Annotated in this window: 12 protein-coding genes; 1 reads left to right on the forward strand and 11 read right to left on the reverse strand. The window is 72.7% G+C overall.

The features are described 5' to 3' along the window. Nucleotides 1-191: 191 nt before the first annotated feature. From VM685_RS01750 to VM685_RS01780, 7 genes are all read right to left on the reverse strand, one after another. Nucleotides 192-1,418, reverse strand: coding sequence for an ABC transporter permease (locus VM685_RS01750; protein WP_325458384.1), 1,227 nt, complete (start codon nt 1,416-1,418; stop codon nt 192-194). Then, on the reverse strand, nt 1,415-2,101 hold the full coding sequence (locus VM685_RS01755) for an ABC transporter ATP-binding protein (protein ID WP_325458385.1): 687 nt from the start codon (nt 2,099-2,101) through the stop codon (nt 1,415-1,417). The genes VM685_RS01750 and VM685_RS01755 overlap by 4 nt, the downstream gene beginning before the upstream one ends. Nucleotides 2,102-2,108: 7 nt before the next feature. Next, entirely contained in the window at nt 2,109-3,683 is a 1,575-nt protein-coding gene (locus tag VM685_RS01760; protein ID WP_325458386.1) for an efflux RND transporter periplasmic adaptor subunit, read from the reverse strand. 134 nt (nt 3,684-3,817) lie between these two features. Then, nucleotides 3,818-5,167, reverse strand: a complete 1,350-nt coding sequence (locus tag VM685_RS01765; RefSeq protein WP_325458387.1) for an ATP-binding protein — start codon at nt 5,165-5,167, stop codon at nt 3,818-3,820. Next, the gene (locus VM685_RS01770) at nt 5,164-5,907 is read right to left on the reverse strand and encodes a response regulator (RefSeq protein WP_325458388.1); all 744 of its coding nucleotides are present in this window, start codon (nt 5,905-5,907) and stop codon (nt 5,164-5,166) included. The genes VM685_RS01765 and VM685_RS01770 overlap by 4 nt, the downstream gene beginning before the upstream one ends. A 40-nt stretch (nt 5,908-5,947) precedes the next feature. Then, the gene (locus VM685_RS01775; RefSeq protein WP_325458389.1) at nt 5,948-6,628 is read right to left on the reverse strand and encodes an MBL fold metallo-hydrolase; all 681 of its coding nucleotides are present in this window, start codon (nt 6,626-6,628) and stop codon (nt 5,948-5,950) included. Between the two features lie 109 nt (nt 6,629-6,737). Next, the gene (locus VM685_RS01780; RefSeq protein WP_325458390.1) at nt 6,738-8,318 is read right to left on the reverse strand and encodes an amino acid permease; all 1,581 of its coding nucleotides are present in this window, start codon (nt 8,316-8,318) and stop codon (nt 6,738-6,740) included. A gap of 138 nt (nt 8,319-8,456) precedes the next feature. On the opposite strand from VM685_RS01780, the gene hrpB reads away from it, so the two are divergent. After that, entirely contained in the window at nt 8,457-10,892 is a 2,436-nt protein-coding gene (gene hrpB / locus VM685_RS01785) for an ATP-dependent helicase HrpB (protein ID WP_325458391.1), read from the forward strand. A 195-nt stretch (nt 10,893-11,087) separates the two neighbouring features. Here the strand turns inward: hrpB and VM685_RS01790 are convergent, their stop codons facing one another. From VM685_RS01790 to VM685_RS01805, 4 genes are all read right to left on the reverse strand, one after another. After that, nucleotides 11,088-12,209, reverse strand: coding sequence for an NAD-dependent epimerase/dehydratase family protein (locus VM685_RS01790; RefSeq protein WP_325458392.1), 1,122 nt, complete (start codon nt 12,207-12,209; stop codon nt 11,088-11,090). Between the two features lie 94 nt (nt 12,210-12,303). Next, a complete protein-coding gene (locus VM685_RS01795) occupies nt 12,304-13,173 on the reverse strand; it encodes a hypothetical protein (RefSeq protein WP_325458393.1) in 870 nt (289 codons plus the stop codon). A gap of 73 nt (nt 13,174-13,246) precedes the next feature. Next, entirely contained in the window at nt 13,247-14,047 is an 801-nt protein-coding gene (locus VM685_RS01800) for a TrmH family RNA methyltransferase (RefSeq protein ID WP_414693332.1), read from the reverse strand. Further along, nucleotides 14,035-14,940 carry a class I SAM-dependent methyltransferase gene (locus VM685_RS01805; protein ID WP_325458395.1) on the reverse strand — a complete coding sequence of 302 codons (906 nt, stop codon included), beginning with the start codon at nt 14,938-14,940 and terminating at the stop codon, nt 14,035-14,037. The genes VM685_RS01800 and VM685_RS01805 overlap by 13 nt, the downstream gene beginning before the upstream one ends. Between the last annotated feature and the right edge of the window lie 46 nt (nt 14,941-14,986).

Genomic DNA, 14,986 nt, shown 5'->3' on the forward strand with positions numbered 1-14,986 from the left:
GTGGCGCCGGCAGGAACGGGCTTGTCGTCGGCCTGGCCTGCCTCGTCGGGCGACGCGTCCTGCGTCCGTCCGCGGTCCGGCTGGGGGGTGTCTTGGTGGGGTTTTTCCAGCTCGGACATGGCGTCTCGTCTTGGGTTGCGGTCTGGCTAACCATCGAGACGCGGCAGAGGTTGCGTTAGGAAATGACGGTTTTATTCCCGTCGCAGCGCCTCGATCGGGTCGAGGCGCGACGCCCGCCACGACGGGTAGGCGCCGAAGACCAGTCCCACGAAGACCGAGAAACCCAGCGCGAGCGGCCCCGCCCACGGGGGGACCGCGGCTGGCCAGTCGCCGATCTTGGCGATGCCGATGGCGCCCAGCACGCCGATGGTCAGGCCGATAACCCCGCCGGCTAACGAAAGCGTGACAGACTCCAGCGCGAACTGGATCAGCACGTCGGCGCGGCGGGCGCCCACCGCCATCCGCAGCCCGATCTCCCGCGTCCGTTCGGTCACGGCCACCAGCATGATGTTCATGATGCCGACGCCGCCCACGACCAGCGACACCGCCGCCACCGCCGCCAGCAGCACGGTGAAAGTGGCCACCGCCGCCTGTCCGGCCGCCAGGATCGAGGCCATGTTCTGGGTCTGGAAGTCGTCGTCCTCGCCGGGCCGGATGCGGTGCTGGTCGCGCAGCAGGTTGGTGACGTCCTCCTGCACCCGGTCGATGGTGTCCTCCGAGGCCGCCTTCACATAGATGGTCTGCACCGCGTCCCCACGGACGCGCCGGCCCACCAGGCGCGAGCGCACGGCCGTCAGCGGCCCCAGCACCAGGTCGTCCTGGTCCTGGCCGAAGCCGGACTGGCCCTTGCTCTCCAGCACCCCGATCACCTCGAAGGGCACGCTGCGCACCCGCACCCGCTTGCCCACCGGGTCCTGTTCGCCCCAGAGCTCGCGGGCGACGGTGGGCCCCACCACCAGCACCTTGCGGCCCTGGCGCGCCTCCCGCTCGTCGAACATCCGCCCCGAGGCGATCGTCAGGTCGCGCGCGGTCAGGTACTCCGGCGTCACTCCCTCGATGCGGGTGTTCCAGTTGGCGCCATCCGCCGCGAGCTGGCCCTGGCTGCGGACCACGGGGGCCACGGCGGCCACGTTCTCCACCTGCTTGCCGATCGCCTCCACGTCGCCGTCGGTCAGCGACAGCCCGCCGCCGGCCGCCTGGGCCACCGGACCCCGCTGGAAGTTCGGGGTGACGATGATCAGGTTCGAGCCAAGGCCCGCGATGGCGTCGGTCACCCGCTGCTGGGCCCCTAGGCCGATCGAGGTCATCATCACCACCGCGGCGGTGCCGATCACCACGCCCAGGGACGTCAGGGCGCTGCGCATCGGGTGGGCGACGATGGCCCCCATGGCGAAGCGGACGAGTTCGTAGAACCTCATGCCGGCTGCTCCGCCCGCTCGTCCGAGACGATCAGCCCGTCGCGGAAGGAGATCCGCCGCCGCGCCTCGGCGGCCACCTCGGGGTCGTGCGTGACCACCATCAAGGTGAGGCCGTCGGCGTTCAGCTCGTCGAACAGCTTCAGCACGTCGCGGCTGGTCTGGGTGTCCAGCGCGCCGGTGGGCTCGTCCGCGAGCAGCAGGTCGGGCCGGTTGGCCAGCGAGCGGGCGACCGCCACCCGCTGCTGCTGGCCGCCGGAAAGCTGGGTCGGCCGGTGGCCCATCCGGCCGCCCAGGCCCACCCGCTCCAGGAGCTCGGCGGCGCGCGCCCTGCGCTCGTCGCGAGGCAGGCCGGCGTAGATCATCGGCAGCTCGACGTTCTGCAGGGCGCTCAGCCTGGGCAGGAGCTGGAAGGACTGGAAGACGAAGCCGATCCGCCGCCTGCGGAAGTCGGCCAGCTCGTCGTCGGTGAAGTGGGCCACGTCCTCGCCCTCGAACCGGTAGTCGCCGGAGGTGGGCCGGTCGAGGCCGCCCAGGATGTTCATCAGGGTCGACTTGCCCGAGCCGGAGGGCCCGATCACCGCCACGTACTCGCCGCGGCCCACGTCGAGGTCGACGCCGGCCAGCGCCGCCAGCTCCTCCTCGCCCATGGTGTAGACCTTGCGAAGGTTGCGGACCTCGATCATGGCCGCGCTACATGCGCCCGCGGGTCTGGCCGCCGCCGCCGCTGAGCGGGGTGCGCGCCTGGACCTTGGCCTTGGGGCCGCCGCCCACGATCACCTGGTCGCCCACCTTCAGCTGCGGGCTCGCCACCTCGGTGGACGTGCCGTCGGTGGCGCCCACGCGCACCGGCACGGCCGAGGGCTTGCCGTCCTTCAGGACGTAGACCACGCCGGTCCGCATCCCGCCCGCGCCGCCGCCGGCCGCCAGCGTGGCCCTGAGCGCCGCCAGCTTCGCCTTCTGCTCCGCGTTCAGCGACGGCTCGATCTTCGCGAAGGCCTCGTTGCGGATGCGCGCCAGGGTCTCCCGCGCCGCGGCCCGGTCGCCGCCGGACGAGGCCATGGCGGCGCGGATCTTCTCGCGCATGTCCGTGGAGATCGTCTCCCATTGCTTGCGCTGGGCGGCGTTGAGGTCGAGCTGGTCGGCCACCTGCGCGCCCATCGCCAGCCGCTGGCCATTGCCCTGGCCTCCGCCGCCCTGGCGGAAGCCGGGACCGCCGCCCACCATCGCCCCGCCGCCCATGCCCGGCGGGCCGCCGGAAGGGGCCTGGGCGCCGTCCTGCGGCGGGGTCCAGCGCAGGGCCGCGGCGGGGACCTTCACGACGTTGGGCCGGGTCTCGATGACGATGTCGGCGTTGGCGGTCATCCCGGGCAGCAGCCGGCCGCGCGGATTGTCCGCCTCGGCGATCACCGTATAGGCGACCACGTTCTGCTCGGTGGTCGGCTGCTTGCGCACCTCGGTGACGATCCCGCGGAAGGTGTCCTCCGGGAAGGCGTCGACGGTGAAGCGCACCGCCTGGCCTTCCTGCACCTGGCCGATGTCGGCCTCGTCGACGCTGATCTTCACCTCCAGCCGCGACAGGTCGCGAGCGATGGTGAACAGCACCGGCGCCTGGAAGCTGGCCGCCACCGTCTGGCCGGGCTCGATCTTGCGGTCGATGACTATGCCGTCGATGGGCGAGACGATGGTGGTGCGGCCGAGGTCCACCTGCTGGCTGCGCAGCTGCGCCTGGCCCTGGGCGATCCGCGCCCGCGCGGCGGTGACGCCGGCCCGGGCGCTGCGCAGCGCCGCCGTCGCCTGGTCGAGCACCGAGGGGGCGTAGTAGCCCTTGTCCACCAGCTCCTTCTTGCGGCGGTAGTCGGCCTCGGCGTTGGCCAGGGTCGCCTCCGCCTGCCTGAGCGCCGCCACGCCGGCGTCGATGTCCGCCTGGCTCTGGGCGACGCGCGACTGGTAGGTCTGCGGATCGATCACCGCCAGGGTCTGGCCGCGCCGGACGGGATCGTTGAAGTCCACCAGCACCCGCTGCACGAGGCCGGAGATCTGCGAGCCCACTTCCACCTGCTCCAGGGCCTGCAGGGCGCCCGAGGCCGAGACCGACCGCGTGATCGCTCCGCGCTCCACGGCGCCCGTGCGGTAGGGATCCTTGGGCTCCTTGGGCCGCAGGGCGAAGGCCGCCACCGCGGCGATCACGAGCGCCAGGAGGCCCAGTCCGATGATCAGCGGCCGGGAGAGGCGCAGCCTGCGGCGGGCGGAGGGGGGAGGGGCCATGGGGTCTCGGATGGGCGGCGGAGGCCTTTGTCTGACCAGAGCGCCGTTGCACGGCGATTTCACGGCCCTGCCGTGTCTTGCCGAGGCGAAACGATTTCAGGCCCGCCCGCGTCCTTGCGACGCCGCAACACGGGCTAGATCGGCAGCGACACCCGCGCCGTCAGCCCGCCGCCCGGCCGGTTGACCAGCGCCACGTCCCCGCCGTGCCCGCGGGCGATGGAGCGCACCACGGCCAGCCCCAGCCCGATCCCGCCGGTCTGGCGGCTGCGCGAGGGCTCGCGGCGGTAGAAGGGCTCGAACACCCGCTCGGTCTCCTGCGCGGGGATGCCCGGGCCGTCGTCGTCGATTTCCACGACCGCGTTGGCGCCCTCGCGGAACACCCGCGCCCGCGCCCGCCCGCCGAACTTCACGGCGTTCTCCAGCAGGTTGGAGAACAGCCGCCTGAGCGCCATCGGGTCGCCCTCCAGCACCACCTTCTCGCCGAACTCGACCTCCGTCTGCGCGCCGGTCTCGGCCATCTCGTCGCACAGGCTCTCCAGCAGCGACGAGAGCTCCAGCGGCGTGCGCTCGCCCGGCCGCGTGGTGTCGCGCACGAAGGTCAGGGCGGCCGAGATCATCTCCTCCATCTGGTCGATGTCGGCGGAGATCTTCGCCTTCTGCTCGTCGTCGGGCAGGGTCTCGATGCGGAAGCGCAGGCGGGTCAGCGGCGTGCGCAGGTCGTGGGCGATGGCGCCCATCATCGCCGTGCGGTCCTCGACGTAGCGGCGCAGGCGGCCCTGCATGTCGTTGAAGGCCTGGGCGGCGACGACGATCTCGGCCGAGCCGCGGACGGCCAGCGGCGGCGCGCGCGGGTCGCGGCCCAGCCGCTCGGCGGCGTCGGCGAACAGCTTGATCGGGGCCGACAGCCGGCGGGCGAAGACGTAGGCGATCGGCGCCATCACCAGGGCCGACAGCACGAACCACAGGGCGATCCGCTGCTGCCAGGGGTTCAGCCCCAGGCCCGCCTGCGGCCGCACCACCAGCCAGCGGCCGTCCGCCTGGGCCACCGCCACCTGGAAGGGCTCCACCAGAAAGTGCTCGTCCCGGGGCCCCCCGTCGCGCGCCATCCGGTTGCGCAGGATGCGGAACACCCGGCGGTCGGAGAACGGCCCCCGGTCGCCCGCGATCATGATCCGCGTCACCGGCACGCCCAGCTCCTCGGAGAGCCGCAGGCGGATCTCCGGCGCCATGCGGCCTTCCATGACCGGCCCCGGCGGCTCGTTGCGGGTGACCAGCTCCAGCGGCCGCCGTTCGGTGAAGGCCGGCGGGGTCCCGCGGAACGCCTGGACGATCTCCGACAGCCGGTAGAAGTCCGGCGTCGGCGGCGGCAGGTTGAAGATCAGCAGGACGCTGATGATGTTCGCCGTCACCAGCGTCAGGCCGGTGAGGGTCAGCAGTTGGCCGAACAGCGAGGCGGTCGGGCGCCCGCGGCTGAAGCGGCTCATCCCCGCTTCACCTTCGGGGTGAACATGTAGCCCTCGTTGCGGATCGTGCGGATCAGGTCCTGGCCGCCGCCGTCGTCGAGCTTGCGGCGCAGCCGGCTGATCTGCACGTCTATGGCCCGGTCGAAGGCGTCGCTGTCCGGTCCGCGGGCGAACTCCAGCAGCTGGTCGCGGGTCAGCACTCGCTGCGGCCGCTCCACGAAGGCGCGCAGCAGGGAGAACTCGCCCGAGGACAGGTTCACCACCACGCCCTGCGGCGAGCGCAGCTCGCGGCGCACCAGGTCCAGCCGCCAGCCGGCGAACTCGCAGCCCGCGCCCACGCCCGCCCCCGCCGAGCGCTGCTCGGCCCGGCGCAGCACCGCGCGCACCCGGGCCAGCAGCTCGCGCGGATTGCACGGCTTGGCCAGATAGTCGTCGGCGCCCAGCTCCAGGCCCACGATCCGGTCGGTGTCCTCGCCCATGGCCGAGAGCATGATGATCGGCGGCGAGGCGTCGCCGGTGGTCAGGCGGCGGCAGACGGCCAGCCCGTCCTCGCCCGGCAGCATGACGTCGAGCACGATCAGGTCGACGGGCCCGCGCTCCAGCGCCTGCTCCATCTCCCGCGCGTCGCCGGCGGTCTCGACCTTGTAGCCGTGGCGCCCCAGGAAGTCGGAGACCACGTCGCGGATGCCCGGATCGTCGTCCACCATCAGGATGCGGGCGCCGGCCTGGCTCATGTCTTCGTGCAGCTCCATGGCCGGCATTGTCGGGCCGGGCCGTAACAGTCGGATTTCGTCCCTGAAATCACGATTCCGCCAGCACCGCGTCGGCGACGAAGGGGTTGGTCCGCCGCTCCTGGCCGAAGGTCGACATCGGCCCGTGGCCCGGCACGAAGCGCACGTCGTCGCCCAAGGGCCAGAGCTTGGTGGTGATGGCCTTGATCAGGTCGGCGTGGTTGCCGCGCGGGAAGTCGGTCCGCCCGATGGAGCCCTGGAACAGCACGTCGCCCACCTGGGCGAACTTGGTCTCCGGGTGGAAGAAGATCACGTGGCCAGGCGTGTGGCCGGGGCAGTGGTAGACCTCGAACTCCGTCTCGCCGAGGCTCACCCGGTCGCCGTCGTGCAGCCAGCGGTCCGGCGTGAAGCTGCGCGCCTCCGGCATGCCCCAGCGGGCGCCGGACTGTTCGATGTCGTCGATCCAGAAGGCGTCGTCCGGGTGCGGCCCCTCGATGGGGACCCCCGTCGCCGCCTTCAGCGCCGCCGTGCCGCCGGCGTGGTCGAGGTGGCCGTGGGTGATCCAGATCTTCTCGAGCGTCAGGTCGTACTGCTTCAGCGCCGCCAGCAGCCGGTCGACCTCGCCGCCGGGATCGATGATCGCGGCCTTCCGGGTCTTCGAGCACCAGACGATGGTGCAGTTCTGCTGCAGCGGGGTCACCGGCGCGATCACGGCGCGGATCGGCGGTTCGGGCGGGGGCGTGGCGTTCATGTCGCCCCTATGATCGGGATTCACCGGCCAAATTGGAAGGGTTGGCGGGCCGGAACGAAAAAGGGCGGAGCCGAGGCCCCGCCCTTCCTTGTCGCCATCGGCCTGGAGCCTAGGCCTTGCCGTCCTCGATCCCGTGCAGGATGGCCTGCTCGGGGCCGGTGCCGGCGTCCTGGTCGGCGTCCACCTGCGGCAGGCCGTTGCCCAGCCGCGAGTTGCGGTAGCCGTAGAAGGCGTAGAGCGCCGCCCCGATGGCGAAGTAGCTGCCCAGCAGGATCGCCGGGATCGGGTCGCCCGACGCCGCCTTGGCGAAGATGTCCATCACCAGCGGGGCGATCATGATCAGGGCGAAGAAGATGCCCGCGATCGGGGTGAACACGCCGAGCGGGGCGCGGAACGGCCGGTGCAGGTCCGGACGGTTCTTCCGCAGCCACAGCACGCTGATGCAGACGATGGCGAAGGCCGTCGCGGTGCCCAGGCTCACCAGGTCGCCGAGGATCTGGATCGGCAGCATGGAGGCCGCGAACGCGATGATCACGCCCAGCACGATGGTGCCGATCCAGGGCGTGCGGAACTTCTCGTGCAGGACCGAGAAGAACCGCGGCAGCAGCCCGTCCTTGGCCATGGCGAAGAAGATCCGGCTCTGGCCGTAGGTCAGGATCAGCATCACCGAGGTGAGGCCGGCCACCGCGCCGATTTTGATCAGCAGCGAGAACCAGGTCATGCCCATGACGTCCACGGCCAGGGCGATCGGGGCCGACACGCCCAGCTGGCGGAACGGCACCACGCCGGTCAGCACGGCGGCCACCAGCATGTAGATGATCGTGCAGACGATCAGCGAGCCCAGCACCCCGATGGGGATGTCGCGCTGCGGGTTCTTGGCCTCCGCCGCGGCCGTGGAGACCGCCTCGAAGCCCACATAGGCGAAGAAGATCACCGACGCCGCCCGGAAGATGCCGGGCACCCCGTAGGTGAAGCCGCCCTCGTTCGGCGGGATGAACGGCGTCCAGTTGTCGATGTTGATGAAGGCGACGCCCATGCCGATGAACAGCAGCAGCACGCCCACCTTGATGAAGACGATCACGTTGTTGACCGTCGCCGACTCCGAGATGCCGATCACCAGCAGGACGGTGATGGCCAGGATGCCGGCCGCGCCCAGCAGGTTGAAGCTGCCGCCGCTCTCGAAGGTGAAGCCGCCCTGGGGCAGCTGGACCGCGCGGATGAAGCTGTCGGTGAACTCGGTGGGAATCACCACCCCGAAGTCCTTGAGCAGCGAGACCACGTTGCCGGACCAGCCGGCGGCCACGGTGGCCGCCGCGACGCCGTACTCCAGCACCAGCAGCCAGCCCATCACCCAGGCGAAGACCTCGCCGAGCGTGGTGTAGGAATAGGTGTAGGCCGAGCCCGCCACCGGCATGGTGGACGCCAGCTCCGCATAGCAGAGGCCCGCGAAGACGCAGGCGAAGAAGGCGACGATGAACGACAGGACGACGGCCGGGCCGGCGAAGTTGGCCGCGGCGTTGCCGGTCATGACGTAGATGCCCGCGCCGATGATGCAGCCGATGCCCAGCAGCACCAGGTTCCAGGCGCCGAGCGTGCGCTTCAGCCCGTGGGTCTGCGATTCCCTTTGGACCTGTTCGATGGATTTTCGGATGAGGAGCCTGTTTCCGCGGGGTGCGGCGTCTACGCTCATGTGGTCGTTCCCCCTGGGCGCGGCGCAAGTTGGGGCGCCCGCCGGTTGACTGTTGGCGCGGACGTTAGTGAGGCACGCCCCTCTAGGCAACGCCCCGCGCGTGACCTCACCCCCAACCACGGCTATGGCGGGGAAAATATGCTCCCCGTCCACGAGATCCTGCCTGAACTGAAGTCGCGGCTGCGCGAAAGGGCGGCGGCCGTGCTGGTCGCGCCGCCCGGCGCGGGCAAGACCACGGTCGTCCCGCTGGAGCTGCTGGGCGAGCCCTGGATGGGGCAGGGCAAGATCATCGTGCTGGAGCCGCGGCGCCTCGCCGCCCGCGCCGCCGCCGAGCGGATGGCCAGGACGCTCGGCGAGCCGGTGGGCCGCACGGTCGGCTTCCGCGTGCGCATGCAGTCCAAGGTCTCGGCCGCCACCCGCATCGAGGTGGTCACCGAGGGCGTCTTCACCCGCATGGTCCTGGCCGACCCGGAGCTGGCGGGCGTGTCTTGCGTGGTCTTCGACGAGTTCCACGAGCGCAGCCTCGACGCCGACCTCGGCCTGGCGCTGGCCCGCGACGCCCAGGGGCTGCTGCGCGAGGACCTCAAGCTGCTGGTGATGTCCGCCACCCTCGACGGCGCCGCCGTGGCCCGCCTGCTGGGCGACGCGCCCGTGGTGGAGAGCCAGGGCCGCGCCCATCCGGTCGAGACCCGCTACCTCGGGCGCGACGAGCGCCTGCGCCTGGAGGACTGCGTGGTCCGCGCCGTGGAGAAGGCGCTGGCCGAGGAGACCGGCTCGATCCTCGTCTTCCTGCCGGGGCAGGGGGAGATCCTGCGCACCGCGGAGCGTCTGGCCGAGCGCGTGCGCCGCCCGGACGTGGACATCGACCCGCTCTACGGCGCGCTCGGCCCCGCCGAGCAGGACCGCGCCATCAGCCCGGCGCCGGCCGGGCGGCGCAAGGTGGTGCTCGCCACCTCCATCGCCGAGACCAGCCTGACCATCGAGGGCGTCCGCGTGGTGGTCGACTGCGGGCTGGCCCGCGTGCCGCGCTTCGATCCCGCGTCCGGCCTCACCCGGCTGGCCACAGTCCGCGTCTCCCGCGCCGCCGCCGACCAGCGCCGCGGCCGCGCCGGCCGCACCGAGCCCGGCGTCTGCTACCGGCTGTGGGAGGAGGCCGAGACCCGCGCCCTGCCGGCCTACGCCGACCCGGAGATCCTCGACGCCGACCTCTCGGGCCTCGCCCTCGACCTCGCCCGCTGGGGCGCCAGGGACGCCGCGGACCTCGCCTTCCTCGACCCGCCGCCCGCCGCCGCCTTCGCCGAGGCCCGCGCCCTGCTGGTCCGGCTGGAGGCGCTGACCCCCGACGGCGTGCTCACGCCGCACGGCCAGGCGCTGGCCGAGGTCCCGCTGCCGCCCCGCCTGGCGCACATGGTCCTGAAGGCCGCCGAAACCGGCCAGGCGGCCCGCGCCGCGCGCATCGCCGCCCTCGTCACCGAACGGAGCCTGGGCGGCCGCGACGCCGACCTCCGCCCCCGCCTGGAGGGCCTGGAGCGCGACCGCAGCCCCCGGGCCCGCGACGCCCGGGCGCTCGCCGACCGCTGGGCCTCCATGGCCGGCCGGGCCGGGAAGGGCGAGCCGCTCTCCGACGGCCTGCTGCTGGCCTTCGCCTATCCGGAGCGCATCGCCCGGGCCCGCGGTCCGCAGGGCGAGTTCCAGCTGGTCAGCGGCCGCGGCGCCTTCCTGGAGACCACCGACGCGCTGGCGCGCGAGACCTGGCTGGCCGTCGCCGAACTGGGCGGCGGCGAGCGCCGCGACCGCATCCTGCTCGCCGCGCCCCTGGACGAGGCCGAGCTGCTCGAGGCCTTCTCAGACCAGCTCACGACCGAGGACCGCCTGGAGGAGAGCGGCGGCGGGCGGCTCCGCGCCAAGCGACTCACCCGGCTCGGCCGCCTGGTGGTCCGGGAGCAGGTGGACGACAGTCCCGACCCGGCGCTCATCGCCCGCGCGCTCGCCGACCGCGTCCGCGCCGAGGGCGTGAAGCTCCTGCCCTGGGGCGCCGCCGCCCAGTCGCTCCGCGAGCGCATCGCCTTCCTGCGGGCCCGCGACGACGCCTGGCCGGACCTCTCCGACACCGCCCTGGCCGGCCGCCTGGACGAGTGGCTCACGCCCCTGCTGACCGGCGTCCGCAGGCTCTCCGACCTTCGGCCGGACGTCCTCGACGGTGCGCTCCGCACCCTCGTGCCCTGGGACCTGCAGCGGCGGCTGGAGGCCGAGGCGCCGGCCCGCTGGACCGCGCCCACCGGCAGCAGCTTCGCCATCGACTACGCCGCCGAGGGCGGGCCGAAGGTCGAGGTGCGCGTGCAGGAGGTCTACGGCCTCGCCGAGCACCCCGCGGTCGGCGGCGTCCCGCTCACCCTGTCGCTGCTCTCGCCGGCCCACCGGCCGATCCAGACGACCAAGGACCTGCCGGGCTTCTGGAAGGGCTCCTGGAAGGACGTCCGCACCGACATGCGCGGCCGCTATCCCAAGCACGTCTGGCCCGAGGACCCCGCCAGCGCCGACCCCACCACCCGCGCCAAGCCCCGCGGGACGTGAGGCGGATCAGCGGCCTCCGCAGGCTCGCGCCCCTTCCTCCTCGATGGAGGAAGGGTAGGGATGGTGGTGGTCGCAGGCCGCCACGAGGATGGGAGCTCGGGGGCTCGGCGCCATACGCGCCACTTCCGTCAGCTCGACGGGCACACCACCACCCAACCCTCCTCCATCGAGGAGGAGGGCTATCGGAGCGGCCGCCTAGGCCTTCGCCTTCCAGGCCGCCAGCAGGGCCGCCTCGCGCTCCGGCGTCAGTCCCGCGCGCAGCTTCGCCTGCCGCTCGGCCGGCAGGGTCCGGAACCAGGCCAGGGTGTCGGAGGCGGTCGTGGCCAGCGGTCGGTAGGTCAGCCCGGCCGCCTGCGCGCGGCTGACGTCGCGGTGGTGGAAGCCCGCGGTCTCGCCCTGTTCGGGGATCCACACCGGCATGTCGCTCCACATCCGCACGTTCTGCGCCGCGAGGAAGTCGGCCGGGATCCAGGTCAGCTTCGCGTCCGACCTCACCGCCTTGCCGACCACGTCCAGCATCTCGGCCATGGGGATCGGCCGCTTCGGCCCCGTGCCGTTGAAGGTCCCGGTGGTCCGCGTCTCCGCCAGCCGGACGATCCATTCGGCCAGGTCGCGGGCGTCCACGAACTGCACGGGGTCGCGGCCGTCTCCCGGCGCGGCGACCTCGCCGCCCTTCGCCAGCCGCACGGGCCAGTAGGTGAAGCGGTCGGTCTCGTCGCCCGGCCCGACGATCAGCCCGGGCCGCACGATGGTCACCGCGGCCTCGCCGAACTGGCGCTTCGCCTCCTGCTCGCTGGCCGCCTTCAGCGGACCGTACAGCGCGCCGTTCGCCCGGAAGGTCTCGGCGGTCTCGGCCAGCGGGTCCTTGCCGGGATAGGGCGCCAGCGGCGCGGTCTCGTCGCCCGGCCTGTCGTTCGAGGCATAGACCGAGATGGTCGAGAAGAAGACGTAGTGCTTCACCTTGCCTTTCAGCGCCTGCCCGGCGTCGCGCACCCAGAAGGGCAGGGTGGTGGGGTTGTCGATGCAGACGTCCCACTCGCGGCCCTCGAGCGCCTTCAGGTCGCCCGTGTTGCGGTCGCCGGTCAGCTCCTCCACCTCGGCCGGCCAGTCCTGCGGCCGCCGCCCGCGGTTGAACAGGGTCAGCTTGTGCCCGCGGGCCAGGGCGTAGCGGACCTGGTGCGGTCCCATGAAGCCGGTGCCGCCGAGGATCAGGATGCGCAGCGGCCTGCGGGCGGGCTGGGCGAGCGCGGCGCCGCCCAGCGCCAGGCCCGGCGCGGCCAGGGCGGCATATTCCATCAGGCGTCGGCGCGTCGGCATGGGGGTTCCTTCATGGGGCCGCTCCGGCGGCGAGGCGGTGATGATCCTGGCGACCACGGACGGTTTCAAGCCGCCTGCGACGGGAGGCGGCGGCTCATCGATAGGCGTCGCCCACCTGCACCTTGTACGTGGCCTCCACCCATTGGGAGATCTTCGGGTCGAGGGCGAGCGCCGCCTCCCGGTCGGCCCGTCCGCCGGCGGGATTGCCCCGGATCGCCGGAATCAGGCTGCGGCCGAAGAAGGCGGCGGCGTTCTTCGGATCGGCCGCGGTCACAGCGTCGAAATCGGCCTTGGCCCCGGCCAGGTCGTCGGTCACCAGGGCGAGGTAGCCGTGGTCGAGGCGCACGTTCAGGTCCGCGCCGTCCAGCGCCACCGCCCGGTCGCAGCTCTCCGGCTGCGGCGGCCGCAGGCGGCCGCGCACCGTCGCGGCGCACTTCCAGGCCTGGGTGTGGAAGTCGGCGGCGTCGGCGGAGGTCTTCACCGCGTCCGGCGGGCTCTGCACCTCGCGCTGGGCCGAGCGCCAGCCGGCGAAGACGCGCCCGCCCTTGGCCGCCCCGCACGCGACGTTCGCCTCCACCTCGGTGGGCTCCAGCGGCCGGCCCCTGCGCCCGGTGTTGATCACCTCCTGGTGCATCAGCTTGCCGGCGGCGTCGTGGTAGGCCGCGGTCTCGGCGGTGGTGCGCCCGATCTCGCAGTCGATGGTCTCGCGCTTCACGGCCAGCGCGTAGGTCTTGTTCACCGAGGTCGGGCTCGCCCCGAGGATCAGCACGGTGGCCTGGGCGGCGCCGTCGCCGGCCTTCAGGTCGTCCAGCGCCAGGAACCGGCTCTCGCTGACGCCGGAGGCCACGAGCTGAACCCGGCCCTGCGGCGGCGGCGGCGGCGCTTCCGGCTCGGGCGCCTGGCTGCAGGCGCCGAGCGATCCCGCCAGGCAAAGGAGCAGGCTGAAGCGGTGCGTGGTGTCCATGTGGCCCCCGATCTCGTCCGCCCACCCCTGGACGGACCCCCGGCGGAACCATCGGCCGGGTCGGCGCGCGCGTCTAGGCCGTGGCGGCGTAGATCATGATCCCCGTGGCCACCGACAGGTTCAGGCTGTCGGCGCGGCCGCGCATGGGGATCTTCACGTTCAGGTCGGGCAGGGCGGCCATGTCGGGGGTCAGTCCCTGCTGCTCGTTGCCCATCAGGATCAGGGCCGGCTTGCGGTAGGTGGCCTCGGCGTGGCTGGCGCTCGCCGAGAGCAGGGTGCCCACCACCGAGCCGGTCCAGCCCGTCCGCCAGGCGGCGAACTCGTCCTCGCTGGCGCGCGTCAGCGGCACGGCGAAGACCGAGCCCATGGTCGCGCGCACCGCCTCCACCGAATAGGGGTCGCAGCACTCCCCCACCAGGATCACCCCGCCGCAGCCGGCCGCGTCCGCCGTGCGGACGATGGTCCCGAGGTTGCCGGGGTCGCGCACCCGGTGCAGGGCGACCACGCACTGCGCAGGCCCCGCTTCCACCTCGACGAGCGGCCGGAACACCTGCGGGAAGACGCCCACCACCGCCTGCGGGTTCTCCCGCCGGGAGACCTTGGCCAGGATGTCGTGGGTCACCTCGATGACCTCGCCGCCGGCGGCCTGCGTCGCCTGCACCGCCTTGCGCATCATCGGATGGGCCGCAGCGTCCGGGCCGTGCATCAGGATCCTGGGCGCGTGCCCGGTGTCGACCCCCTCGATGACGTTCTTCAGCCCCTCGGCGACGAACAGGCCGGTGTCGTCGCGTTCCTTGCGCATGTGCAGGGCGCGCACGGCCTTCACCGTCGGGTTCTGCAGCGAACTGATGGCCCGGGCGCTCAAGACGCCCATCTCGCGTAGAAGCTCATGCCGATCTCGCGCGCGCCGCCGTCCTGGACCAGCGCCAGCTCGCCCCATTCGATCGAGCCGCCGCGGCCCTTCAGCTTCTCCGACAGGAGGCCCGCCAGCGCCGCCCCGGAGATCCGCTCGGCATAGGCGTTGAGGATCAGGAACGACGCGTTTTCCGAAAGCAGTCCAGCGCAGAGGCCGGCGAGCTCCGGCAGGTCCTCGAACAGCCGCCAGACCTCGCCCGTGGGGCCGCGGCCGTATTTCGGCGGGTCCAGGATGATGCCGTCGTACTGCGAGCCGCGGCGGGCCTCCCGGGCGACGTACTTGCGCGCGTCCTCGGTGATCCAGCGGATCGGCCGGTCGGCCAGCCCCGAGAGCTCGGCGTTCTCCCGGGCCATCGCCACCGCCTTCTTGGACGCGTCCACATGGGTCACGTGCGCGCCGGCCGCCGCCATGACGAGGCTGGCGACGCCGGTGTAGCCGAACAGGTTGAGCACCCTGGGCTGGCCGCCGTGGCCGCGGATCCGCTCGTCCAGCCAGGCCCAGTTCGCCGCCTGCTCCGGGAAGAAGGCCAGGTGCCGGAAGGCCGTGAACCTCGCCAGGAACCTCGCCTCGCCCCAGGCCAGCGGCCAGGCCTCGGCCGGCTTGCCGCGGAACCGCCAGCGGCCGGCGTCCTCGTCCTCGTTCGTGGGGTCGAACACCGCGTCGGCCTCCGCCCAGGCGCTCTCCGGCAGGCTGGGCGACCACAGGCACTGCGGCTCGGGCCGCACCACCCGGTAGGGGCCGTAGCGCTCCAGCTTCCGGCCGCCGCCCGAATCGACCAGGGCGTAGTCGGCCCAGCCCTGCGTGCGCATCACGCCGGGCGCCTCCGCCACCAGGGGATCGCGCGCGCTCATGGCTGCGCGCCTTACGCGGTTCGCGCCGCCTCCGTCCAGTGCGGGG

The organism is Phenylobacterium sp., from assembly GCF_035539035.1.
Taxonomy (GTDB): domain Bacteria; phylum Pseudomonadota; class Alphaproteobacteria; order Caulobacterales; family Caulobacteraceae; genus Phenylobacterium.

What these genes read in the sequence shown, in the direction of transcription:
- VM685_RS01800 (WP_414693332.1), bottom strand. Translation starts at nt 14,047, where the DNA reads ATGGGCGTCTTGAGCGCCCGGGCCATCAGTTCGCTGCAGAACCCGACG.
- VM685_RS01775 (WP_325458389.1), bottom strand. Translation starts at nt 6,628, where the DNA reads ATGAACGCCACGCCCCCGCCCGAACCGCCGATCCGCGCCGTGATCGCG.
- VM685_RS01770 (WP_325458388.1), bottom strand. Translation starts at nt 5,907, where the DNA reads ATGCCGGCCATGGAGCTGCACGAAGACATGAGCCAGGCCGGCGCCCGC.
- VM685_RS01795 (WP_325458393.1), bottom strand. Translation starts at nt 13,173, where the DNA reads ATGGACACCACGCACCGCTTCAGCCTGCTCCTTTGCCTGGCGGGATCG.
- VM685_RS01760 (WP_325458386.1), bottom strand. Translation starts at nt 3,683, where the DNA reads ATGGCCCCTCCCCCCTCCGCCCGCCGCAGGCTGCGCCTCTCCCGGCCG.
- VM685_RS01765 (WP_325458387.1), bottom strand. Translation starts at nt 5,167, where the DNA reads ATGAGCCGCTTCAGCCGCGGGCGCCCGACCGCCTCGCTGTTCGGCCAA.
- hrpB (WP_325458391.1), top strand. Translation starts at nt 8,457, where the DNA reads ATGCTCCCCGTCCACGAGATCCTGCCTGAACTGAAGTCGCGGCTGCGC.
- VM685_RS01755 (WP_325458385.1), bottom strand. Translation starts at nt 2,101, where the DNA reads ATGATCGAGGTCCGCAACCTTCGCAAGGTCTACACCATGGGCGAGGAG.
- VM685_RS01805 (WP_325458395.1), bottom strand. Translation starts at nt 14,940, where the DNA reads ATGAGCGCGCGCGATCCCCTGGTGGCGGAGGCGCCCGGCGTGATGCGC.
- VM685_RS01780 (WP_325458390.1), bottom strand. Translation starts at nt 8,318, where the DNA reads ATGAGCGTAGACGCCGCACCCCGCGGAAACAGGCTCCTCATCCGAAAA.
- VM685_RS01790 (WP_325458392.1), bottom strand. Translation starts at nt 12,209, where the DNA reads ATGCCGACGCGCCGACGCCTGATGGAATATGCCGCCCTGGCCGCGCCG.
- VM685_RS01750 (WP_325458384.1), bottom strand. Translation starts at nt 1,418, where the DNA reads ATGAGGTTCTACGAACTCGTCCGCTTCGCCATGGGGGCCATCGTCGCC.